Consider the following 24577-nt stretch of genomic DNA (forward strand, 5'->3'; position numbering starts at 1 on the left):
GGGAAGGATGGGATACTGTGATGCGTTTTGGTATTGTTGGAACCAACTGGATAACAGAGAGGTTTATTCAAGCTGCGATGGAGACGGACGAATTTTCCCTGACGGCGGTATACTCACGCACAGAGGATAAGGGCAAAGCTTTTGCTGACAAATATAACAGCCAGCCGGAGGTTTTTACAGACCTGGCGCAAATGGCCGCAAGTGACCAGGTCGATGCCGTATATATTGCCAGCCCCAATTCCTTACATGCGGAGCAGGCGATCTTATGTATGAATCACGGAAAGCACGTGTTGTGTGAGAAACCTTTTGCGTCTAATGCAGCAGAGGTGAAGAGTATGATCGAAGCCGCGCGCAACAACGATGTTCTGCTGATGGAGGCCGTTAAATCCACACTTATGCCTAACTTTAAAATAATAAAGGATCATATGTATAAAATAGGCCGGGTTCGGCGTTATTTTGCAAGCTACTGTCAATACTCCTCCCGCTTTGATGCTTTTAAGCAAGGTAAGGTATTGAATGCGTTTAACCCGGCCTTTTCCAATGGTTCCCTGATGGACCTTGGCGTGTATTGTTTGTATCCTATGGTGACTTTGTTCGGCAAACCTGAGGAGGTTCGGGCGGTTGGTGTGCTTTTATCCTCTGGTGTCGATGGCGAGGGCAGTATCGTGATGAAGTATCCTGATATGGATGCTATCGTCATGTATTCCAAAATTACAGATTCCTATCTGCCTGCTGAAATTCAGGGTGAGAATGGAACGATGGTGATCGACAAAATCAGTCAGCCCTATGAGGTGAAAATTCATTATCGGGACGGCACGATTGAGGATCTGACCAAAGCTCAGACGCGTGAGCCCATGTATTATGAAATTCAGGAATTTATAGATCTGATCAAGATTGGTGAACGCAACAGTTCCATTAACTCTTTGGAGTGTTCACTTACAGTCGCTGAAGTGATGGAGGAGGCAAGACAGCAATTCGGCCTTCGTTATGAAGCAGATTTGAAAAATACTTCTGCACATTAGTCAGTGGAATGATCGAAATTGCAATGCACAAAGGGCTGCCGATTTTGCAAACTTTGCAAATACACGGTTAGCCTTATTTGGCTTTGTAGCCCTAAAAGGGTAAAGCAGTTATCCTTCTCCTCAATCGCTAGGTCACTTAACACCTCGTTTTTACAAATTACTATATTTCCTAAAACAACGTATTAACATTTGATTGATATGATCATATTTATAACTTTTACATATTAACTACACAGAGGAGTGTACACATGTTTAAGAAGTTTCAAAAATGGTCAGCAACATCTATGTCTGTTGCTCTTGCACTAGGTTTGATTACGGGCATGTCAGCCTTGCCTGTCCATGCTGAGTCATCAGGGAATACAGATCATGGTATTAGTAAAGTTACAGCTACATTTTATGGAGACACAAAAGGTTCCAAAGGATTTACCTGGTATACTTCAAAACTTTCCACGAAGAGCACTGTTCAAGTAATCAAGAAAACGGCTTCTGAAGCTGATTTTACGAGTGCTCTTACATTTGAAGGGACTTCTTCTCCATCGACCAATTCTCCAGAAGAGCTTGTCCATAAAGCTGTAGCTACAGGTCTTCAAGCGGACACAGCTTATTATTATCGTGTGGGTGATGCAGCGCGCGGGATATGGAGCGAAACAGGTACGTTTCAAACGGCTCCTAAGAGCGGCGAATTTACCTTCATTGATTTAGCTGATACACAAGCGAAAAGCGAAGATGAAGCCATATTGTCTTCACAGACGCTCGAAAAAGCACTTCAAACTGTAGGTAATGCTCAGTTTGTAGTCCACAACGGAGATATCGTAGACACCGGTACCAAAGAAGAGCAGTGGGACTGGTTGTTGGGACATTCACAAAAAAGTCTTTTGAATACAACCATTGTTCCTTCAGCAGGTAATCATGAGGATGAGAACTACGCTTTTTATGATCACTTTAATATTAATCAACCAGCTGGTTCTGCTACTAAAACAGGAGCGTACTACTCCTTTGATTACAGCAATGCTCACTTTATCGTACTGAACTCCAATGAGGACTCAGAGAAATATGCCAATTTTTCTGAAGATCAAGTCGCATGGTTAAAGAAAGATGCTGCGGCAGCCAAAAAGGCAGGTGCAAAGTGGATCATTGTTAACATTCACAAAGGTCCCTACACTACCTCTAATCATGCAACAGATTCTGACATCATGGATAACAATGGAGTTCGTAACCAAATCGCTCCACTCATGGACAAACTTGATATCGACTTTGTCGTGCAGGGGCACGATCATATTTACGCTCGTACGAAGCCAATCAACCAAGAGGGTAAAGCAACAACGCCAACCAAATTAAAAGATACATTAAATGAAAAGACGATTGAATATAGTGTGAATCCGGATGGAAGTATCTATGTCATCCCAGCAACTGCTGGCCCCAAAGTCTACTACAAGAACCCGAGTGAAAAACTTGGAGATAAGTACTATAATCTCTTTGAACTAGCTGAAGAGAATCATGCGGCAGTGTATGGCCCGGATCCGAGTGACAATCGTAGACCCACACGAGGACAGGTACAGAATTTTGTTGGCATCACTGTAGACGAAAATAAACTTACAGCCGTAACGTACGAAATTGATCAAAACAAAAATGATGCCAAACCTTTTATTGTGGATCAATTCGGAATCATCAAAAAATATTAGTATAATTGATTTAATGGTTTCTAAATAATCATAAAAGGATATCCTACAGTCTGGTCGGCTGCATGGATATCCTTTTTCATTTTCTTATAGGGACTTTCTTATAGAGACGTCTGATGTTGTGCTTGTAATACTTACGCCCTGTTCGGAAGCGGGTAAACCGTACATAATGCTATTAAGAGATCCAAAGTTCAAAAGTAGTCAATTTTACATATAGAAATTTTCTTGCAAAATATGGAGGGATAAAGCGATGGCTTATCAAGAAATCAATGGAGTACGCGTATGGGGATCACCTGACCCGGGAGCACTATCTCAAGCCCGCACATGTGCCGAAAATGGTAATGTGATTCAGGCGCTACTGATGGCAGATCATCATAAAGGCTACAGTCAGCCGATTGGCGGTGTGATGGTGTATGACGGACAAATTTCACCTTCAGGTGTAGGGTATGATATCGGCTGCGGGAATAAGGCGGTAAGATCCAAGCTGTTTGCCGCAGATATTATGCAACGTATTTCAGCCGTGATGGATGAGATTGCACGTCATATTTCGTTTGGTGTAGGCCGTGTGAATGCAATTCAGGTAGACCATGAGCTGTTCGATGACCCGGATTGGGCAGTATATGCGGCGATTGGGAAACAAGAACATGACAAACTGAAGTCCTTGGCGAGGGAACAGCTGGGTACAGTAGGGAGTGGTAATCACTTTGTTGATGTATTTGTGGAGGAAGCGACAGGACAGGTCTGGATTGCCAATCATTTCGGCAGCCGAGGCTTTGGGCACAAAACAGCAAGCGGGTTTCTAAATTTGGCTGCAGGACGGGAGTTTCTCGGAAAGGCGCCGGGAGAACATATGGATCAGCCGCCTGTACTGCTGGATATGAACAGTGAGCTGGGAGACATGTACTACCGTGCGATGCGCCTTGCCGGACGCTATGCGTATGCGGGACGTGACTATGTGATAGAACAAGTGCTTGGTATTATGGGGACCGAAGCGGATTTTACGGTGCATAACCACCATAATTACGCGTGGAAGGAACAGCATGATGGACGCGACACCATTGTAGTCCGCAAAGGCGCAACCCCCTCGGCCCCTGGCCAAATGGGCTTTATTGGAGGAAGCATGGGCGATATCTCGGTGATTGTGCGTGGGAAAGATTCGGTAGAAAATCGGGATTCCTACTATAGTACAGTCCATGGCGCAGGTCGTATTATGAGTCGTACCCAGGCAGCCGGTAAAATGAATTGGAAAACCCGCACACGGAATGGTGGACAAATCACGGATGTACAGATGAAGGAGGCTGTTCGGAACTACGGTGTCGAGCTGCGCGGAGCAGGTACAGACGAAAGTCCGTTCGTCTACCGCAAACTGCGCGAGGTACTGGACGCTCATTCCGAGACCGTGGAAGTTATGCATGTGCTGAAGCCAATCGGGGTATGCATGGCTGGGGCCAATGAGTTTGACCCGTATAAGGATTAATGAAAAGAGAAGGAAGAACGGGGCTGTACCCATAAAAAAGACGATGCCCGGCAGAAGTGTTCATTCGCCGAGCATCGTATTTAAAGTACATATATGCGTATATAATAGAAGGAACTCATGGCTTGATGTGCTTGTTGAGCAGCTCTAAATCTTACAGTTGATCAGCAAAAAGCTGTTCTTTAATATAAGCGACTGGCATCTCTTGGCCTGTCCACAGTTCGAAGGCTAATGCGCCCTGCCACAGCATCATGCCCAGACCGTTAATGGCGGTTGCACCTACGGATTCAGCTTGTTCCATCAGCTTGGATTTAGCTGGGCTGTATACTACATCGGTTACAATCAGATCGGAACGAAGCATGGACACATCCTCAATTACACTTTTGCCTTCCAGCGGTTTCATACCCACACCTGTACCATTAGCGAAAATATGACTTGTAAGAATCTCTTCACGCAGCTTCTCCTGATTCTCTAATGCATAGATATTCGCCTTGACTTGGGCATGTTTCATCTCTTCATTAATCATACGGACATTTTCTTCCGCCCGGGCAAAGAACTGGTCATTACGAGCGAAAATTGAAATTTCAGCGAGACCAGCTCGAGCGGCTTCAATAGCAATCGGCGTTGCAGCACCGCCTGAGCCGACGAGTGTCATTTTCTTACCTTTCAGATCAATGCCGTTCTCCTGCAAGTTACGAACATAACCTGATCCATCTGTACTGTAGCCTTTCAGCTTACCATCCGTATTCACGACAGTGTTGACGGCACCTGTAAATTTAGCGCTGTCGTCTAGCTCGTCAAGATACTGGAGTATAGCTGTTTTGTTAGGCATGGACACGTTATAACCGCGTATGTTCAGAGCGCGCATCCCCCGTACGACCTCTTCAAGCTGTTCATTGCCTACTTCAAAGGCCATATACGCGTTATTTAGGCCCAGCTTTTCAAACGCAAGATTATGCATAGCCGGGGACAAAGAGTGTCCGATCGGTGTAGCTAGCAGTCCGATTAATTGTGTTCTTCCGTCAATACGTCCAGCATTTTTCATGATATAAGCCTCCAAGTAACGTGTGTAGTTTAATGAAACACTTTTTTATATCGATAAGCAACAAACACGGCCAGCAAAATACTGACTACAGCAATCGCAATATCCAGAATGAATACGGAGGTAATTCCCAGACTTTTGGACATGCTCCCGGTAGCCAAAGGCATCAGGATGAACGATAGGCTGGCTGCTATGTTTACGAGAGAAGTCGTAGTTCCTTTGTTCTTGCGGAAAAATTCCGTCATTACCGTAAGGGCAATTTGGAATATGCCTGCGGTAGACAAGCCGATTAAGAATGAACTGATCAAGGTAGCGACAGGATTGTGCCATACAATTAAAGCCAGCAAAGAAAGCAGGGCAATAAGCGGATACACAATCATGACGGTAATGGGCTTAATGAATCTACCAAGTACCATAGCCAACAAAATAACGGAAACTAGTGAACCTATACTATAGTAGCTAAGCAGCTTAATGGCGCTGGCTTTGTCCATGCCAAGAGCCTCTTGTCCAAAGGTAGGAAGCCATAGCTGCACGATCATGAACAATACAGTTGAAGTAAAACCGATAATAATCAGAGACAAACCTTCTTGCCAAAACTTAGGCTCGCTGTGGAACGAATCCGTTGATTGACCAGTCTCGGCTGGAGCCTTTTGTTCCTCGGCTTTGTGGTTGGGGAAAGCGGTCATTGACAAGAAAATCCCGTTCAGCAGATAAATTCCTGCTGGAATAAAGAAGGAATATCCATAGAACATATCGTGATTAATAAAAAATGCAATCATGAAAGGAATAACAATGGCACCGATCGAGATGGATGCTTTGACTAGGACGGTTGCAGACCCGGCTTTTTTTCCGAACCCTTCAATGAGTGCGGGATAAGTCCCCGCATCCATCATCGAGTTGCAGAGCCCTGCGATAATGGCAAACACGAATGCCAAGGTGTAGTTAGGTGCAAGCGGAATACCGATTAGGAAGATTAAATAAGCAAATGATGCAATAACAATCAGTGGTTTCCTTCCGTATTTATCTGACATTTTTCCGGCTACTCCGAGAGCGAGCAGTTTACCGATTCCAATCGCTGACACCAGATAGCCGATGGCTGCTTTATCCGTGTTCAATTGCACGGTCAGAAAGCTCATATTCGACGAGAGAATAACATTAATCATACCCAGAAGAAAATAGTTGATATAAAGCCCTGTTGCCATTCTGATATAAGGATTTTTCATAAGTGTAACTCCCAACATAAATTTTAGATCAATGGCCTAGGTAGGCATCGTCCAGGTGTATTAAAGTACGCCCACAAACAAGTGAAAATATTCACATAATGTCTATGTCTTAATTATATAAGGGGTGTTATTATAAATCCAATGCATATTTTTATCGTTTTTCATAGTTTGGTTCTATAATTTAAAATATGAATTAAAGAAGGGAATTACATAATTATGAACCTGAAGCACTTACAATATTTTCGTGTACTTGCGGAGATGGAGCATTTTACTCAGGCAGCTATGCGGCTATGTATCACTCAACCCAGTTTAAGTCATGCGATTTCAGAATTAGAAAAGGATTTGGGCGTTCATCTGTTTGAAAAGCAGGGGAGAAATATTCGGTTAAACAAATACGGACGATTTTTTCTGAAGTATGTGGAGCACGCGATGGATGAATTGGAAAAGGGGGAGCATAACTTACGGGAATTAGTGAGTCCAAGTCATGGGAATATAGATTTGGCGTTCATTTACACACTAGGTTCACACTTCATTCCAGCAATAATCCAAGCCTTTTCAGCTCTGGATGCCCGTAAAGACATTTCCTTTTCGTTTCACCAAGGGAATACGAACGATATTATTCAAGGCCTGAAGCAGGAACACTATGACGTGGCGTTCTGCTCTCACGTGGAAAATGAACCGGATGTGGAGTTTATTCCGTTGGCTCAGCAGGAACTGGTGGTCATTGTTTCGCCTGATCATCCACTGGCGACTTTAAACCAAATTGATCTTAAGGATACAGCTGATTATCCGGTGATTTTCTTCAACAAAAAGAGTGGGGTTCGGCCCATTATTGAGAATTTGTTTGCCAAGGCGGGCGTTACGCCACAGATTATTTGCGAGATTGAAGAAGATACGGCAATGGCAGGACTGGTGTCTATCAATTACGGGATCGGAGTTATGCCCCGCATTTCATCGTTAGATTATTTTAACGTCAAAACATTGCCTATTATTAATCCAGAATACGAGCGTTTTATCTACCTAGCCAGCATTAAAAATAGATATTTATCCCCGGCAGTAGTAGAGTTTCGGAACTTTGCCCTAAGTTATGGCAAGGAGTTTTATCTGAAAACGCATCAGCGTGTCTAAGCCGGAGTCTCGCAATATTTAAACTTGATAAATTTTAAATTGTGTTCTATACTTCATCATCGACACAAGCAATGTGAAATGATTCACGTTTTGATACTACAAGACTTACTTACAAAAGCAGGTGAATTCATGATGAAACGTACTTCTTTTCCAGTGGCGACAGGACTTTATGTAAACTATCTTTTGTTCGGCATGTTTAATATTATGCTGGCATCGCACATGTCCTTTTTAACAGAGCATTTGCATACAGATCAGGCAGGCATCAGTCTCTTGGTTTCTGCGATGGGATTTGGCAGGCTGTTTACCCTGTACATATCCGGGGTGCTCTCCGACCGTTATGGTCGTAAGCCGTTTATTGTGGCAGCAGGGTTACTGATGGCTGTATTCTTGGTCGGTATACCGCTGAGTTCCAGCTTTGAGATGGCGATCGTACTGGCTGTGCTGGCAGGCGTAGCGAATTCTTTTCTTGATTCAGGTACTTATCCAGCGCTGATCGAAGCTTTCCCCCAATCCTCTGGTTCGGCTACAGTATTGGTGAGAGGTTTTATATCCGTTGGGGCGGCATTTTTACCGCTAATGATTATCTTTTTTATGAATCACGATATTTTCTACGGGTTCTCTTTCTTTTTACCTGCCCTCATATTTGCTTTGAATGCAATGTACTTGTTCAAAATGAAGTTCCCAGACATGCGCGTGCAGCCCGCCAAGGGGCAAAGTGGCGGTAATTCTGTATCAAGCCTAGCGGGAAAATTGGAGGCAAATGACCGGAGTAAGCCGCGGTTTTGGCAGGAAGGGCTATGCCTTATCTTGCTCGGATTTACGGGACCTACCTTGCTTTATATTGTGCAGTTATGGTTGCCTACTTTTGGACAACAGTTTATCGGTATGACCGAATCAGAGTCTCTCAGATTATTAGTTTATTACAATATGGGTTCGCTGGTTTCCGTGTTTGTATTGGTCATTGTGTTAAGAAAATGGGTTAAACCAGTTCACATTATTCTTATTTATCCATGTATTTCCCTGTTGGCTTTTGGAGCGCTTCTCCTTTTCAAGTCAGGGGCTGCCTCCATTATTTGTGCGAGTGTTATCGGGTTTTCAATATCAGGTGTACTTCAGTTAACATTAACCGTAATGAGTGAATTTTTTAGTCAACGAAAAGGACAGATTACCGGGTTTGTTTATACAGCAACCTCGCTTTCATACACGATCATTCCTGTGTTTACAGGCTTTCTGTTGAAACATTCTCAGATATCGAGTGTTTTTATGCTAGCTATTATTGTGAATGTGCTAGGGATCGTACTGGCGGTGTTTGTTAATTTTCGGTACAGTTTAGTTTTTCCAGCAAGTCGCAAATTGTCGCCTAAAATTGCACTTGAACCCAAATAACGACGACTGGATCATATCATCTGCATGCTTATTCAGAATGCGTTATACTATGAATTATTGTACATGTTCGACTTGAAACTGTAATTTGGGAGTGAGAAAGAGATGGCTAAAATCGTAAAGGTGAAAGATGTCCTGATTGGTGAAGGAGCGCCAAAAATTTGTGTGCCCATGGTGGGAGAAACGTTGGAGCAGTTGAAGGAAGAAGCTACTTATTTACGTACGCTCGACCTGGATATCGTGGAGTGGAGAGTCGATTTTTTCGAACATGTGGAGGATCTGGAAAAGGTAAAGGCTGCCTTACATGAAATTCGGTCTATTTTAGCCAATATTCCACTCGTATTTACGTTCCGTAGCGCTCGGGAAGGCGGAGAAAAGGAAATCAGTGCGGCGAGTTATGTGGAATTGAATCGTACAATAGCCGCAACGGGGCAAGTCGAACTTATTGATGTAGAGCTTTTTAATGAGGAGGCTGATGTGAAGACGCTGGTAGAAGCAGCACATAAGCATAACGTGTATGTGATTATATCTAATCATGACTTTCATAAGACGCCGTCGAAGGAGGAGATTGTTTCCCGATTATGCAAGGCGCAGGAATTGGGAGGCGATCTGCCTAAGATAGCAGTGATGCCGACCAATACAGCCGATGTGCTCACTTTGCTGGATGCCACGCGTACTATGGCAGAAGAGCATGCAGATCGGCCGATTATTACGATGTCGATGGCGGGGAAAGGTGTCGTGAGCCGCCTGACCGGAGAACTGTTTGGTTCGGCTTTGACCTTTGGTGCCGCTAAGAAAGCTTCCGCACCGGGGCAGATTCCTGTCACTGAACTGAGAGAGATATTGACGGTGCTGCATAGCCATTCTTAAAAGACGGATGGCATGCTCGCCAGTCAGTAATATATCCGCAGTGAACCAAAAAGGAGGGCCCCCATGCGATAAGCATGCTGGAGCCCTCCTTTTTGGTGTAACTCTTAATTCAATCCCCGAGTAGGTTCATATAACTCCCAACCTAGATTCAGCGTTTGAATAATATAGTCTGCGACTTCTTCCGCATCCAACTGATCTGTATCGATCTTGGAGTGATTCACCGCGTAGATGTCCTGTCTGGAACGGAATAAATCCTCAATTTCCCCTAAAGTCTTGTTTTGTAGATTAGGACGGGTGTCAATCAGCATCTTGAGCCGATCTTTCCAGGAATCCCAATTTAAATCCAAGAAGAAAACAATCGATGAAGCCAAACAAGCTTGCTTCACCTCTTCCTGTAAAAATGCACCACCGCCAACGGAAATGATTTTAAGGCGTGTGTTGCTGCACAGCTTCAAAATATGCTCTTTTTCAATCTCACGGAAACGCTTCTCTCCATAAGTCTTGAAAATCTCTGTTGTTGGCATGTTGTACTCTTGTTCAATCTCCTGGTCAATGTCCACGAAATCGCGATACAGCTTGCGCGCTAGATGGGAACCGATCGTTGTTTTACCTACACCCATAAAGCCGATGAGCACAATATTTTGTTCTTTTAATGGAATCTCACTATTGTTTTGCACGATAACCACTCTTTTCTCACCAGTAATGTTGAGATGTAACGCTTCAAAGCACTAAATACATTATACGTTCATCAAACGTGTCATTCAATAGTATAGATCACATCAGCAATGAGGTATACGATAAAAGGGACTCTGAATACCAATTAAGTGATAAACAGCAGGCAAACGAAACAAGGTATTCAAGTATTGTTTAATGTGTAAATTGAAGAAAAACAAACTTGTACAAGTATAAAAGAGGCAATTTTATGTACTAAATTGAAAAAAAGGACATATTTTGGCGGAAAATATATTGAAATTACTGGAAATAGGATTATAATAGAATTATACAAATTGTAAATGTAATCGCTCTATTTACAATTTGTTCTTTATATTTTTTATAAAACGAAATTACTTTGAACCAAAAACCAAGTATACATATGCAAATAGTTGAATGATGCTTTATAGACGTGTATCGGTCATTGGGTTCATTGTGCGAAGGTGGTGATACGGTCTACACGTTCTAGTCAACGAAGAGTTGGAACAATGAAAAATATCTACGAGAGGGATGAATTGACATGAAAACAAACACAGCTAACGTATTGAAAAAGGGAATCAGTATCGCTTTATCAGGAATGTTGGTCGCCTTATTTGTCGGCAATTATTCTGCACATGCAGCTCCAGAAGTCGTTCATAAGACCATACTTGTTAAAGCTGGAGAAGTTTACGATGGTAAAGGCAAGACTGTAGTGGCTGATCCCGATACCTTGGGAGATGGAAGCCAGAAAGAGGCCCAAAAGCCTATTTTCAAGCTTGAAAATAATGCAACACTGAAAAATGTGATCATCGCTGCCCCTGCTGCGGATGGGGTGCATGTATATGGCAACGGCACAATCTCCAACGTAACGTGGGAGGATGTCGGTGAAGATGCCTTGACGCTTAAAGAACCAGGCACGGTAAACATTACGGGTGGTGGAGCGTTCCACGCATATGATAAAGTATTCCAAATTAATGCCGAAGGCACGATTAACATTAAAAACTTTAGAGCCGATGATATCGGTAAGCTGGTTCGCCAACTTGGGGGCTCTACATTCAGAGTGAATATGACTTTGGATAACTCGGATATTTCCAATGTAAAGGACTCGATCCTGAGATCGGACGGTCCTAACAGCAAAGCTAAAATTACGAATACTCGTTATCATAATGTAAAACAATTGTTCAAAGGTTTTAAATCCAGTAATACGAGTGAATCCGGCAATACTCAATATTAATTGGTATAGAATAGAGTAAGGATAGGAGTACGGATGTGATAAGGGGCTGCCCAACAGGTCGTATGATCTGCTTGGGCAAGCCCCTTTTTGGGTGCAGCGAGTTACCCCAAGATGATCTGGGCTTCGTTCGGAACGAGGACTATGATATGATCGTGCTATTACATTTTACACAAAAAAGTTGGGTGGCTATGAATCCTTTTTATCAATATGTGAATGTTGACGGTACCTTAAATGATACGCTGGTGCGGAATCGTGAGGTTTTATATACAGGTACGAATGGTCGACATGTGGAACGTTTTTACGTGTCTTCCTCTGAAAGTTATATATTCAAACCGCTAACCAATGATGATCAGAAGGGGCGGGAGAGATGGGTGTATGAGCATGTGCTTCCTGCGTTATCACCGATCTATCCCCGATTGCTAGCCTGGTCTGATGCAGGTGTGGATGGCGGAGAAGAATGGATGGTTTTTGAGGATCTTGGTCCGTTACATCATCTACACGCAGACGAAACTTTATTGCGAGCTGTTAGACTTGTTGCATGGTGGCATGCTTTGCCGACGGATCGTTTTGCTGGGATACCACTGCGGGGACCAAAGCCACTCATTCAGGAGATGGTTTCCGAGCTATACACGCGCAAGCCGGATGTGTTACAGCTTTGCAGCTCACTAGGATTATCTAAGCAACAGATGCAGCGTATGTATGTACAGCTGGAGCATGTATCTTTTTCACAGCAGCTTGTACTGTCTCATGGTGATCTTCATCCGGGGAACTATGCGCTGAGCGGGGAACGGCTTATGGTGCTGGATTGGGAGCATACTCATCTGAACACACCGCTGTGGGATGTATATCACCTGATCGACATGTCCCATCCGTTGTTTCCCCGACGCATGACGTCCGAATTGCGTATTCGTATACTGGACACCTACGTGGAGCAGCTGGAGCTGTTGGGGATAAGAGTGGATCGAACGGCTTTTATGCTGGAATATGGCATGTTTGCTGTGGTATTTTCGCTCTGGATGCTGTTGTTAATCACAAGTGATTTGCAAAGGATTGGAACGCACCTGCATAGAAACGGCGACAAATGGTCAAAAGAGCAATTAGAGTCCCAGTTGGACGAAACGTTAGCCTGTTTGAACCAGTGTGCTGCGATGATGGATTGGGGACAAGCCCAGCGATGTAGATAGTAGCTTAAGACATAGACTGTATTTAGTTAGCCAAAGAAGGTAGGGAATATATCCATGAAAAAAGTTGGTTTGGTCATGAGAAAAATACAATTTGCTGAAGCACAGGGTCCGCGTATTTTCGCAGAACGTCTGAAGCAAATCGGGTTGGAATTGGGGGTGAACATCGTATTTGTATCACCGGAGCGCCATGTGAGCAGTCATGACTGGCTTCCGGGTTATGAACACGAAAAAGGCGACCTGGTCAATTATGACGTCGTACTGGACCAACTCCATGAGCAGCAGATTGAGCACGTTATTTATACGGTATCTGGCTTTACCTATTTGAACATGTTTTTTAAAAACAGCGTGCTTTTTCCGCATAGTTTTCCTGATCCGGCACTGACAGGCTATGAAATGATGAAGCCTTTTTATCAGATCGTGGACAAGGCTATCGTACAGACTGCCTTTCTCAAGCAGGAGATGGCTTCGAAGTTTGGCGTAACCGATGTGACAGTCATCCCGATCGGATTTAATGAGCGGCTGGTGGAAAAGCATTTTGATCCCTCGCAAGTGGTAGAGAGCCGGGTGATGTGGATTGGTAGAGATGAGGAGAACCGACGTCCGGATTTGGTACTGGAGTATGCGAGGCATAATCCTGACAAGGATGTCTATATGGTATTTGGCGGTGAACGCTACAAGGAAAGTATGAAGAAATATGATATCCCGGACAATGTTAAACTTCAATTTGCGTTGACGCAAGATGAGGTGTTTGCGCTGATGAACACGGCGAAGGTGTACTGGAGCTGCTCCAAATTTGATACGTTCGCCATGCCGCTGACCGAAGCGCTCGCTATGGGTAAAATCGTGGTTAAGCCAGAGCATCCTTGCTATGGACATATCAGCTCTACGCATTCTTTTTCAGGGAATGAGAAAAACTGGTTTGAGCTGGTCAATATGGCTGCCGCCTCACCCCGTCGGGTTTCTACAGAAAATCAGGCATACGCCATGGAACAGTTTTCAAGTCAGGTGATGAAGCGGGGATACCGAGACTTTTTTGATCGTTGGTTAAGCTGAGCAGCGAGGCAAAATACTGTGGTTGTAACACGCGTCTGCGCGTCCATATGAAACAAAAATAACCCGCAGGGGGGTCACTTTTTTCAAAATGTCCACCTTGCGGGTTACAGTTCTTTGACTTATCGTTTGGACTTTACTGGAACCGGGGTTCCTTTTTTAAAGCGAACCGGTCTTCTCGGAATTCTGTGAATGCTGGATTCTGCGGATTTGGAAGGTAATGCTCTATGAGTTTTCTTTGTTGACAGTTGGCTTGTTCTGCCGAACTCGACAGTGTAATTGTCTTCAGATGAGTCAATGGAAAGTCTACGCATCCCCACTCGTCTGGATGATCCGCTGCTATAGTTCCAACACCAATGAAAATCACGGCTAGTATCTCTCGGAAGCCGTGTGCGGTACGTACCACGCCACGAATTAGAGTGATCTTCAGCATAATAGTAGAATGTGGTTCCCCCTACAGAACCGCTCCATACTTCCCTCGTACTACCTGGCTCTATCCGATACCAGCCCATTTTAGAATAATTGGTGGGGTGACAGTCGGAATCAGGATAAGCATAGGCAGCATAGATCGTGTTACTCGTGTTGTTTGTAAAAAAAAGGCTCATCATACACACTTCTTTCCTCATAAATTGGTATTACAATGTTATACTATGAGGAATTTGGAGGAAGAGAGTGGACAATATCTCTCAATCTATGAAAAATGAACCAATCGTTTACGTCCAACTTGCTAAACGATTCTATGATTGTATCTCTGCTATCGCTTCAGTATGAGCTGTCTTGCGATCCACAATGTAGCTAACTACCATGAGTAGCAGACCGCCGACAGTAATTAGCGATGCAACCCATGGAATAGCGGCTAGCCCCATTTGATTAATAACAACTCCCCCGATAAAAGCGCCGCCTGCGTTGCCCAGATTCAATGCGGAATGGCTGGAGGTAGAGGCAAGCAAAGGAGCCTCATAGGCCAGATTCATGATGCGAACCTGAATACCCGGCATGATGCCAAACGCGGCAATACCCCAGATAAAGACGGTAATAACCGCCAATACCTTGTTTTGAAGCGTAAACGTCAGAATGGCCAAAATAATGGCCAGTACAGCATAGTTTGCGATTAGGGATGGGAGAAGTTTCCAATCTGCGAGCTTGCCGCCAACGATGTTGCCGATCGTTACCCCTAGGCCAAACAGGACGAGAATCCAGGTAATGCTATGCTCGGCAAAGCCACTAATATCCGTAAGCAAAGGCGTAATGTACGTAAAGACAGTGAACAGACTGCCACAACCGACTGCACCTGTGAGCAACATCAGCAGCACTTTTGGATTAAACAGGCTTCGGACTTCTTGTTTGAGACTGGAAGGCTTGTCCTGATGAATCACCGGAATATAACGAATGATACCAAACAGAGAAATCAAGCCGATGACCACAATGGCTCCAAAGGAAGCACGCCAGCCGAGTTGTTGTCCGATAAAGGTACCAAAGGGTACGCCTATAATGTTCGCCACGGTCAAACCGGTCAGCACCATGGAAATAGCACCCGCGCGTTTGTCAGGACGAACCAGTCGGGCAGCGATCAGGGAACCGGCTCCCAAAAAGGTTCCGTGCGATAATGCAGTAGCCATACGGGCAGCAATCAGAAGTTCGTAATTGGGAGCAATGACGGAAAAAAGATTACCTAAAATGAATATGGTCATTAGTAGGCATAGCAGCTTTTTCTGCGGAACCTTATGAGTTAATACGGTAAGCACAGGTGCACCAATAGCCACACCAAGTGCGTAACTGGTAATTAACTGCCCGGCTTGCGGAATTGTAACATGAAGATCATGGGCTACGTTGGGCAGTAGTCCCATAATGACGAATTCGGTCATGCCAATGGCGAAGGCACCAAGGGTCAACCATAGCAAGGAGGGAGGGAAGCGGTTTGCTGTCATATTTTCTTGAGTACTCATAAGTGTCTTGTATCCTCCTGAAAAAATAGTAATGCGAGTATATCACTACAGGCGATATCTGGCGACCCATTTTGCAAGAATTTTACATACTAAGTTGATAAGTTTTATGTAATTTACAAAAGCGACAGGTAGGAAGGAGCCAAGTGTGTTATTTTGGTAGTATGATATGAAGATCGTAAATAACGTTGTAAGGAACGATCCAAGGAGGATACAACGATGGCACCTAAAGTGGTATATAGTATTACAGATTTAATAGGAGATACACCTTGTGTAAGGCTCCAACGGCTCACAGGGCCGCAGGATGCGGAAGTGTATGTGAAGCTGGAGTATTTTAATCCAAGCGGCAGTGTTAAAGACCGGGCGGCGGGCAACCTGATTGCCGAAGCGGAAAAGGCAGGACATCTAAAGCCGGGAGGCACCATTATTGAACCGACGAGTGGCAACACGGGAATTGGCCTTGCGATGAATGCGGCAGCCCGAGGTTACCGTGCGATTTTGGTGATGCCCTCGAATATGACGAAGGAACGGGTCAACATTTTAAAAGCCTACGGGGCTGAGGTCGTACTGACACCAGCAGAAGAACGGATGCCAGGAGCAATTCGCAAGGCACTTGAACTGGGGGCTGAAATTGATGGGAGCTTTATCCCGCATCAATTTGAAAATGAGGCAAACCCCGATATTCACCGTACGACCACAGCACTTGAAATTTTGGAACAGACGGAAGGGAAACTGGATGTGTTCGTCGCTTCTTCGGGAACGGGCGGTACCATTACGGGAACGGGTGAAGTGCTGCGTCAGCATTTGCCAGATCTGCGGATTGTTGTAGTTGAGCCGAAGGGCTCGCCAGTACTATCTGGGGGAAAACCCGGTCCACATAAGCTGGTTGGCACCAGTCCAGGCTTTGTTCCCACCGTGCTGAATACGGAAGTGTATGACGAAATCGTGCAGGTTTCGGATGAGGATGCGATTGCTACGACACGGGCGATTGCTGCCCAGGAAGGGATTCTGGTGGGCCCCTCTAGCGGAGCTACGATATGGACGGCGATTCAGGAAGCTCGGCGTTTGGGAGCAGGCAAACGGGTACTTTGCATTGCCCCGGATACCGGAGAGCGATATCTGAGCATGGGGATATTCGGATAAGAAGATGTGGATTGGGACCAAAGTGATTCGACTCATTTATATGTAGTATGATCCAGCCTCATTAAGCGAAGTAACAAAAGTGAATTGGCGATATGGCAATCAAGAATACACAAGTATAACAAGATGACTCCTGGAGCGCCTACTTCTTCACTAGCCTATTATAGCTCGACCTTGAAATATTATCTTTGAAAGAATAAAGGATGATGGGAGCGATATAGTAGATTCTTTTTCAATGGAGGAACATAGACATTGAATACATCCTTTTCATAATTCATAGGTTAATTTCACTCCTGACAATTAATAAGCCACAATCCATAAGGTTGTGGCTTATTAATTGTCGATTATAGCTTATATTCGTGAGAATTTTAAAAGTCTCACGGTTCATGCTCCGTTCTTCGATCTTATTTGTCTCTTCAGGATCCTCTTGAAAAACCCAAATAATCAGAGAAGGAAACACCGAGCCTATTATCCATTTCAGCAAGAGCTGCCTCAAACGGGTCAACTTATTAGTTGACTGCTTAAATGGTTGTGGAAAATAGTATAATGTACGCTGACATTTTTTGGCTTATCTAATATTCGTGCAGCGATTATACCCAATTCAAGCTATTTATCAAAAATATGCAGCGGCTACGCAAGTGGGTTGATCGGTTGTCCACGTATCGATTGTGACCACTCGCACCCCATCAGGCCACAACTCTTCCGAACGCACCTATAGAGGTTAAATGGACTGAACAGCAAACGATCGCTCGCTGCCTCACTTTTCATATTTTTGGCGGCTAGTACGTTTCCACTAAAGACTTCGCGCAAGACGAACAATTTTTCATTGCCTTTTTCCGGCTGGACTCCACCCATAGACAAGAGAACGTCACCGTTTTGTTCCGTCGTTTCGGCCAGTATCGTACGAATATGGTCATCGAGATGCAGCAAAAAGAGCTTGATATCGCTCAACAGATTTTGGGTACTTGTTGGGATGCCTGTAGTGCGTCAGTCAGTTCCTTTACAGTCATGTCCTGTTTGAATCGCAGTTCGTCCACAAGAGCCAGCACATCGTAGCCATAGGACGAGCGCTTCATGCTAAGCATCTCTTCTTCAGCCGATTTATACGAGACACCTGTATAAGAACATATCGGATTCTTGCAAGCATACGCCATGCTCTAAGCGTCAATCGTTTCGCTCTGTGTCGGTATTTTTTTATGCCATGCCGCATGGGCAGCAAAATGACTGCAATTTAGGAGGTTTGGAATACCTTTCAGGAATAAAGTATAAAAAACGGGAGAATTAGATATATTCTTTATTCATCGACAGCAAGATATGACATACGGTCACTCACAATAAACGTGATTTAGGGGTACCACTGAAATCATGTTTATTATAATCTAATTCAGAGAGGAAGAGGAAAATGAAAGTAGATCAAATGTTTGACCTTGATTTAAGAAAGAGCTATGAGGCCAGTGAGCTTAGCCCACAAGCTTCAATCATCAAAACAACCATTAAGGTATCCAAAGCAGTATGTAAAACTCTTACCTGTATCTGTACCGGTTCTTGTTCCAATTGTAAATAATTCATAAGCGATTCGTAAGTCAGGGGTAGTGAAATAGGCTACCCCTACTTACATTATGGAGATTGCATGATAAAACCTAATATATACAATTGGCATGTAGCCCGGCTGACCGATCATTTTAGTTGTGGTGCAACTGTTGGTCAGCCGCTTACTATCCTGTTTATTGATACAGGCGTCGATAAATCCCACTCAGAGATCCAAGGTAATCTAGTTGAGGCAGAATGCAAGTCATTTGTACCTTATGAGCCTTGTCTAAGCGATTACGTCGGGCATGGTACACAAATGGTTAGCTCTGTTACCGGCAAATATATATTGAAGGGGATATGCCCTTTCGCTCGGGTTGTTGTCTACAAAATTACGGACAAAAAAGGAATAAGCAAGCTTGAATGGTTGTATAGAGCGCTGGAAGAGGGTATTGCTAAAGGATATCCAATTATCAACGTCAGCTATCGTACAGAATATGAGGTCGACTTATTCGAGTTCAATAGGTTTCAGGCTTTGGTTGACTGCGCCAATGCGCAAGGCATATGGGTAGTCTGTTCCGCAGGAAACGATGGACGCGATATTACGCAGGAGTACAGAGTACCTGCGAATTTAAAGGGAGTATACCCAATTGGATCAACTAATAAGAACGGGGATATCTCCGGGTTCAGCAATACGCTCAACGATCAATTTTTTGCGCCGAGTGGTGATGAGTATGAAATCAATTACAACAATGATTGGGTAATGGTTGCCAAATCGAGCTTCGACACAGAGGATTACTTATATGAAGTGCTGGGATTTGACAAAGCATACACAGTGGGTATCGGTACGAGTATTGCCAGCGCCTTATTCAGCGGAGTTGTTGCCTCTCTTAGCGGAGAGCTTATCGCGCAGGGGATGAATGCCGGACGCACAGAAATGGAGTGTCTGCTCCGTCAAGGCGCGAGACTGATTGATGTTCAGCGGAATTATTATGAAGTAAGCCTTGCCGGTTCAATTCGTGCTTTAAGACAGATGAGAGGTTGATTGCATGTTGGAGAACTTTGAAATCTCGGAAAATTACATGTACCGGAAAACGTTGCTTGGCATGGAGTATTATACGCAGATATTTGATCATGAACAACTAGATGATGATGAATACCTTGACAGACTTGTACGGTTCGTTCAGCAGCAGGGGTTGATAGATTCCATTTATGTCTCCAGCCCCTCGACCTACGCTGCACTGCAAAGCCTGGAACAAGGCAGAACATTGAAGTCCAAAAAAAAGCGGAATCTTATCCTAAGTCTAAGCAAGTTCATTTCGCGGGCAATTTGTAGACCAACACCGTTTGGACTGTTCGCGGGAGTAGGCATTTCCCGATTTGGAAAAACGGGAGGCGCCGGGGAACATGTCGTCTGGGCAACTCCGGATTATAGCCTAATTTACCGCTTAATAGGGCTTTTCCATGGGGATACGGATGTCCGCAATGAATTGAGACTGAGTGTAAATAACACCTCTTACATTGACCATCACAGGCTCGTCATCTCTTATCAGACTCTGTTTGCAGCAGATCAGGAGGAACGAAGCACTGAAAATATATCTATTCTCAAAACCCCGGTCATAGATTTCATCATGAAGATCCTTGATAAAGAGCAGCAGACTTTTCTGCAGCTTATGCAAGCTATAAAAGACGCCTTCGGCGTGGATGACACGATCAGCACAGATTTTTTGCAGCAATTGATAGAACAAGGCTTTTTGGTAAGTGAGATGATTCCCAATCCTCGGGATAGCGCTCCTCTGGCGCATCTGATACGTACACTAAAGCTGCTTGCTACTCCCAAGGCAGCATATTACTCAGATATTTTGGAGAGAGTTGGACAAGCCATTCAGGACATTACAGTTGCTGCGGTCAAACGCGAAGGCATTGAGGCTGTCCGAAAACTAGTCCAGCTTATCCTTCCCGATTATCAGGGCGACTTGGTCAAAATAGACGTAAGACTGAATCAGGTAAATGAAATTCTATTGTCGGACAGCGATAGGCAATCGTTGGCCCAAATAGCTTCAATATTGAGCATGCTTTCTACGTACAGGAAAGAGGATACACTTTCCGACTATCGTCAGCAATTTACTGAGAAGTACGGAGTATATGAAGAAGTGCCCTTATTGCAGTTGTTCAGTAAAACCTTGGGGCTCGGCAAACCTGAAGAGTACAAGAGCCACTACCAGAACGGAGATAAGTACAGGCACAAGGATGAAGGCAGGTTCCGACAGCTTAAGGCGCTAATTGCGGAGTGGCAGACCGAAGCGCTTGTCAATCATTCGGATATCGTGCTTGACGAGGTCAAAATCCAACAGCTGTCTGAATTGAGTCTGGAGAATGTCCATGTCTCGTTCGATTTGTATTATTCCTGCATGGAGAATGAGCAAGGTGAAGTTACGTTTTATTTAAACAACAGAGCCGGATCATTGGAAGCGTGTCAGAGCTTCGGAAGATTTGCCTACATGTTTGACAAGGATAGCCGTGATGAAATCTTCAATTTTGTCAGGAACCCGAAGGATCAGAAAGCAGGGGAGAGCGCCGCTGAAATCTCATTTTACCCATTCAGTCCCAAAATAACTAATATTATGACGGCAGGCCCGACACCAGACCAATCTATGGATATGGCCACGTTTCCCGAGAATCGGAAATTAGATGTTTCCCAGCTGCTGGTAGGGGTGGAGGATTCGGGATACTTTTATCTGAAGCACAGGGAAACAGGCGAACTGGTATTTCCCAAACTCAGCAGCATGTACAATACAGAGCTGGCGCCTTATCTGATCCGGTTTCTGAATGATATTAATCTGCAGTATCAGACCGGATGGTCCCATCTGGAGGAGTATCTCTATGATTCTTCTTTTACACCGAGAGTAACCTATAAAAATATCATCATCTGCCCCAAAAAATGGACATTATATGCGGATAAACAGCTCCAGAGCGAAGAACAGTTTCTGTCCTTTCTGGAGGATTGGATCATAAAGTATAACATTCCGCGATATGTATATTTGGTGGAGCTGGACAATAAGCTGTTGCTGGATTTGGATCGCCATCATCATCGAAAGCTTTTGCACAAAGAATATACCCGGAATCCGGAAGGCAAGGCGGCCGTTATTATGGAAACGGAGAAAGAATTGTTCGCTTCCGCTAACCGATATATGGAGGAGTGCGTATTTTTTTGCAAAAGCCCGATGTTTCAGTACTTGCCGATAGACAGATTGTCTGCACAGGCTACCGATAAAAGCTTAAATAAAGTGCTGAGTTCTTCGGTGAATGCCGTTTATTATCCAGGTTCGGATTGGATATCCCTGCAGGTATATTACAATCAGGAAATGCTAACCGATTTGCTGGGCAGTGCATTTAAGACATTCATGGACAATAGCGCCGAGTACTTCATTGACCAGGTTTTTTTTGTCCAGTATGCAGATAAGGAGCCGCATATCAGGCTAAGGTGCAAAATGTCGGGAAGCGTAGAGCATCAGCGTTTCACGGCCTTGAACTATGTTTTTGATTTCCTGAATACTGTAACCTCGTCCGGATTGGTTAGTTCCTATTCGGTTGTTCCTTACCGGCCTGAAATTTTGCGGTATGGCGGCGCAGCCTTCATTGAACAAGCGGAGAGGTTATTTGCTATCGATTCTTATCTAGTTTCAGGCTATTATGCAGGCAAGAGGTCAATTAATGCAACCGATCAGATGTTATTTTGCTGTACCGGACTTTTTGAGGTTGTGAACTGCGCGTATCCGCTGGCAGAAGATCAATTGAAGGCTATGGCTGCGATTATTGATCCAAAGAAATTCAGACAGGAGTATCGGGAACACAAAGAAGCGCTATTCCAAAGAATTCAACAGACCCGTTCCATATCCTTGCCAGCAAGCGATACAGGCGACAGGTTGCGGCAATACGCTGCATATTTCACGGCTATCCGGGAAGCTGACGACAGAACCAATTATTACGATGATATTATGTTCAGCATCATGCACATGTTCTGCAACAGAGTGTTCGGCCTGGACCGGGAAAAGGAAGAGCTTGCCCTACACCTGTGCTACTACAGTTTGGAAGATTATTTACAGGTAAGCAAATACCATGTTGCTTATTGAGGAGGAGCTTATGGCGGTCAAACAAGTCCCGGGAAATTTATCTGAAATAGTCAGACAAAGCGCAGAAATTTACAAAGATATAGATACTGTAACCCTGCTAATCAAGAAGCACGCCATGCATGATTACCCTGAAATGGAGCTGATATCATTGGCTTCAGGATATCCCGGGATCAGCCTTCTTCTGGATAAACTAGATGAAGTCTACCCGGGGGAAGGGTGGGATGCGCTTGCTTTCAAGTACAATCAGGAGATTGTGCGCTTAATCGGCAATATACCGTTCCATTCATTGTCACTGTATACCGGATTGGCAGGTGTTATTTATCTGTTCAACGAGTGTTCAAGAGGTTCAACAAGATATACGAATGTGCTCTCACAGACGCTGGATATGTTTCTTAGCAGCTATGGGGAATTCTATGAGGAGACAAGGGGGAAATTGGAAGACTCCTTGATTGAGGATAGCGACTTGGATTTGATTTCAGGATGGACGGGGATTGCAGCTGCATTAATGGAGGTTAAGGAACGCCAAGACAGATACGCTGGGAAGCTGGATGCGGTGCTCCTTAAGATCCTTCAACTGATTACGGATGCTGTAGGCAAGCTGAGACATTTCGGGGAACTTCCCGAACAGACCATTTACTATAATCTTGGCATGGCGCACGGAATTACAGGAGCCATTAATTTGCTGGCTGTTGCACATCTCCGCCGCTACCCGTTAACAGGATTGAGAGAAGTACTGGAAGTTGCCAAGACTTTTCTACTCGGAAATATCAGAGAGTGGAACGGCACCCTTGTCATACCTAATATGTTCACACCGGATGAATCCGCAGAGACTAGTCGGAATCCAGGTTATCACAGAGATGCATGGTGTTACGGCACACCGGGAGCTTCTGTGGCTATGTTCCGGCTGGGATTGGCCCTGGAGGACAAAGCGCTGCAGCAGCAGGCTCTGCAATTGTTCAATACCGTCTACTCCAGACCAGATTCGCTAAGAAAGGTAATTTCACCGACGATCTGTCACGGCTATGCAGGCTTGCTCCTGATTCAGCACCATTTCAGCCGTACGGCAGCCATACCGTTCAAGAATGATTTTTTGCATCGTATGTTATCATACCGGAATACTCAAGAGGCAGTACCCTTTACAGACCTTGAGGGAAGCGTCGATGATCCGTTATCTCTCGATAAAGTAGGGCTGCTCGATGGATGTGCAGGTGTATTGCTGACACTGCTGACCTGTGATAATGAGAACTTGAGTACATGGAAGCAGATGCTGGTATTTAGCTAAAAGGAGGAGACGGTAATGTTCATTTTATTAAAAGAAATTATTACAGTCATGGTGGGACTGATTACCGATTTTCTCTCTTTTCAACTGGATGCATATTTTTATATTTGGTTTCTGGTCCTGTTTATTTCAAGCTTGGCAGCGACCCTGGTTCAACGAAGCGAAGGGACTATTACCTACAGCACAGCCGAATGTGTCGGAATAAATGTGCTAGTTGTCGTATTATACCTAGTAATCGGTACAATTTTGGCCAGATACTTTGCAAGTTTTGAGGATCAGCAGATTGTTGCTGGAGATAAGATTATGCTGTATAAAATTTCTTTTATGCTTACATCCGCTGTAATTATAGTGGATATTATACTAGATAGGTTGAAGAGAGGGCGGAAATTCTCCTACTCTTTGGAGTTTCTTGCCGGAAGCGCCGTGTGCTTCTTACTGTTCCAATTAAGCAACCAAACGGACTGGATAGGAACCAAGCTGTCGCTCTCCTATATTGTCATGGTAGCGATAGCCGCAGGTGTCTATACAATGGCAATGAAGTTTTTGCTAGAATACGAAAATCACAAAGAGAAATAG

At 44.3% G+C, this 24577-nt stretch carries 22 protein-coding genes; 15 read left to right on the forward strand and 7 right to left on the reverse strand.

Annotated elements, in window-relative coordinates; genetic code table 11:
* The first annotated feature begins 20 nt into the window (after nucleotides 1-20).
* The 3 genes from MKY75_RS04390 to MKY75_RS04400 all read left to right on the forward strand — a co-directional run bounded on the left by MKY75_RS04390 (nucleotide 21) and on the right by MKY75_RS04400 (nucleotide 4178).
* Nucleotides 21-1022 (forward strand): Gfo/Idh/MocA family protein, encoded by a 1002-nt coding sequence (locus MKY75_RS04390; RefSeq protein WP_029517621.1) that lies wholly within the window; start codon nucleotides 21-23, stop codon nucleotides 1020-1022.
* 248 nt (nucleotides 1023-1270) lie between these two features.
* Nucleotides 1271-2704 (forward strand): purple acid phosphatase family protein, encoded by a 1434-nt coding sequence (locus MKY75_RS04395; RefSeq protein ID WP_029517620.1) that lies wholly within the window; start codon nucleotides 1271-1273, stop codon nucleotides 2702-2704.
* A 247-nt stretch (nucleotides 2705-2951) separates the two neighbouring features.
* Nucleotides 2952-4178, forward strand: a complete 1227-nt coding sequence (locus tag MKY75_RS04400; RefSeq protein ID WP_340884442.1) for an RtcB family protein — start codon at nucleotides 2952-2954, stop codon at nucleotides 4176-4178.
* A 151-nt stretch (nucleotides 4179-4329) separates the two neighbouring features.
* Here the strand turns inward: MKY75_RS04400 and MKY75_RS04405 are convergent, their stop codons facing one another.
* Both MKY75_RS04405 and MKY75_RS04410 read right to left on the reverse strand, forming a co-directional pair.
* Nucleotides 4330-5220, reverse strand: coding sequence for a shikimate dehydrogenase (locus MKY75_RS04405; protein WP_029517618.1), 891 nt, complete (start codon nucleotides 5218-5220; stop codon nucleotides 4330-4332).
* A 29-nt stretch (nucleotides 5221-5249) separates the two neighbouring features.
* A complete protein-coding gene (locus MKY75_RS04410) occupies nucleotides 5250-6440 on the reverse strand; it encodes an MFS transporter (RefSeq protein WP_029517617.1) in 1191 nt (396 codons plus the stop codon).
* Nucleotides 6441-6656: 216 nt separating this feature from the next.
* Here MKY75_RS04410 and MKY75_RS04415 point away from each other — a divergent pair, with 216 nt between their 5' ends.
* From MKY75_RS04415 to aroD, 3 genes are all read left to right on the forward strand, one after another.
* Nucleotides 6657-7568 (forward strand): LysR family transcriptional regulator, encoded by a 912-nt coding sequence (locus MKY75_RS04415; RefSeq protein WP_322252480.1) that lies wholly within the window; start codon nucleotides 6657-6659, stop codon nucleotides 7566-7568.
* Between the two features lie 129 nt (nucleotides 7569-7697).
* Nucleotides 7698-8954, forward strand: a complete 1257-nt coding sequence (locus MKY75_RS04420) for an MFS transporter (protein ID WP_165149983.1) — start codon at nucleotides 7698-7700, stop codon at nucleotides 8952-8954.
* A 102-nt stretch (nucleotides 8955-9056) separates the two neighbouring features.
* Nucleotides 9057-9821, forward strand: coding sequence for a type I 3-dehydroquinate dehydratase (gene aroD / locus MKY75_RS04425; RefSeq protein WP_069012909.1), 765 nt, complete (start codon nucleotides 9057-9059; stop codon nucleotides 9819-9821).
* Between the two features lie 104 nt (nucleotides 9822-9925).
* On the opposite strand, the gene MKY75_RS04430 is transcribed toward aroD, so the two are convergent.
* The gene (locus MKY75_RS04430; RefSeq protein ID WP_029517614.1) at nucleotides 9926-10498 is read right to left on the reverse strand and encodes a shikimate kinase; all 573 of its coding nucleotides are present in this window, start codon (nucleotides 10496-10498) and stop codon (nucleotides 9926-9928) included.
* A 554-nt stretch (nucleotides 10499-11052) separates the two neighbouring features.
* On the opposite strand from MKY75_RS04430, the gene MKY75_RS04435 reads away from it, so the two are divergent.
* The 3 genes from MKY75_RS04435 to MKY75_RS04445 all read left to right on the forward strand — a co-directional run bounded on the left by MKY75_RS04435 (nucleotide 11053) and on the right by MKY75_RS04445 (nucleotide 13982).
* Entirely contained in the window at nucleotides 11053-11745 is a 693-nt protein-coding gene (locus MKY75_RS04435) for a pectate lyase (protein ID WP_029517613.1), read from the forward strand.
* A 146-nt stretch (nucleotides 11746-11891) separates the two neighbouring features.
* Nucleotides 11892-12929, forward strand: coding sequence for an aminoglycoside phosphotransferase family protein (locus MKY75_RS04440; RefSeq protein ID WP_340887059.1), 1038 nt, complete (start codon nucleotides 11892-11894; stop codon nucleotides 12927-12929).
* 54 nt (nucleotides 12930-12983) lie between these two features.
* A complete protein-coding gene (locus MKY75_RS04445; protein ID WP_340884443.1) occupies nucleotides 12984-13982 on the forward strand; it encodes a glycosyltransferase in 999 nt (332 codons plus the stop codon).
* A gap of 119 nt (nucleotides 13983-14101) precedes the next feature.
* Here the strand turns inward: MKY75_RS04445 and MKY75_RS04450 are convergent, their stop codons facing one another.
* Both MKY75_RS04450 and MKY75_RS04455 read right to left on the reverse strand, forming a co-directional pair.
* Complete coding sequence (locus MKY75_RS04450; RefSeq protein WP_340884446.1) at nucleotides 14102-14587, reverse strand: DUF1036 domain-containing protein; 486 nt, start codon at nucleotides 14585-14587, stop codon at nucleotides 14102-14104.
* Between the two features lie 129 nt (nucleotides 14588-14716).
* Nucleotides 14717-15925 carry an MFS transporter gene (locus MKY75_RS04455; protein ID WP_340884448.1) on the reverse strand — a complete coding sequence of 403 codons (1209 nt, stop codon included), beginning with the start codon at nucleotides 15923-15925 and terminating at the stop codon, nucleotides 14717-14719.
* A 216-nt stretch (nucleotides 15926-16141) separates the two neighbouring features.
* Here MKY75_RS04455 and cysK point away from each other — a divergent pair, with 216 nt between their 5' ends.
* Nucleotides 16142-17065, forward strand: coding sequence for a cysteine synthase A (gene cysK / locus MKY75_RS04460; RefSeq protein ID WP_340884455.1), 924 nt, complete (start codon nucleotides 16142-16144; stop codon nucleotides 17063-17065).
* A gap of 627 nt (nucleotides 17066-17692) precedes the next feature.
* Here the strand turns inward: cysK and MKY75_RS04465 are convergent.
* Nucleotides 17693-18013, reverse strand: a complete 321-nt coding sequence (locus MKY75_RS04465) for a hypothetical protein (protein WP_340884458.1) — start codon at nucleotides 18011-18013, stop codon at nucleotides 17693-17695.
* The gene (locus MKY75_RS04470) at nucleotides 18010-18138 is read right to left on the reverse strand and encodes a hypothetical protein (RefSeq protein ID WP_256026159.1); all 129 of its coding nucleotides are present in this window, start codon (nucleotides 18136-18138) and stop codon (nucleotides 18010-18012) included. Before MKY75_RS04470 ends, MKY75_RS04465 begins: the two co-directional genes overlap by 4 nt.
* A gap of 326 nt (nucleotides 18139-18464) precedes the next feature.
* Here MKY75_RS04470 and MKY75_RS04475 point away from each other — a divergent pair, with 326 nt between their 5' ends.
* The 5 genes from MKY75_RS04475 to MKY75_RS04495 all read left to right on the forward strand — a co-directional run bounded on the left by MKY75_RS04475 (nucleotide 18465) and on the right by MKY75_RS04495 (nucleotide 24577).
* Entirely contained in the window at nucleotides 18465-18626 is a 162-nt protein-coding gene (locus tag MKY75_RS04475) for an epilancin family lantibiotic (RefSeq protein WP_080561132.1), read from the forward strand.
* A 66-nt stretch (nucleotides 18627-18692) separates the two neighbouring features.
* Nucleotides 18693-19634: a S8 family serine peptidase gene (locus MKY75_RS04480; RefSeq protein ID WP_209018268.1), complete on the forward strand. Its 942-nt coding sequence runs from the start codon at nucleotides 18693-18695 to the stop codon at nucleotides 19632-19634.
* Nucleotides 19635-19638: 4 nt separating this feature from the next.
* Nucleotides 19639-22722 (forward strand): lantibiotic dehydratase, encoded by a 3084-nt coding sequence (locus MKY75_RS04485; RefSeq protein WP_069012912.1) that lies wholly within the window; start codon nucleotides 19639-19641, stop codon nucleotides 22720-22722.
* Nucleotides 22723-22732: 10 nt separating this feature from the next.
* Nucleotides 22733-24004 carry a lanthionine synthetase C family protein gene (locus MKY75_RS04490; RefSeq protein ID WP_107735013.1) on the forward strand — a complete coding sequence of 424 codons (1272 nt, stop codon included), beginning with the start codon at nucleotides 22733-22735 and terminating at the stop codon, nucleotides 24002-24004.
* 15 nt (nucleotides 24005-24019) lie between these two features.
* The gene (locus MKY75_RS04495; RefSeq protein WP_016819877.1) at nucleotides 24020-24577 is read left to right on the forward strand and encodes a DUF5823 family protein; all 558 of its coding nucleotides are present in this window, start codon (nucleotides 24020-24022) and stop codon (nucleotides 24575-24577) included.

It is taken from the genome of Paenibacillus sp. FSL L8-0663, assembly GCF_038008125.1.
GTDB classification, from domain to species: domain Bacteria; phylum Bacillota; class Bacilli; order Paenibacillales; family Paenibacillaceae; genus Paenibacillus; species Paenibacillus polymyxa_D.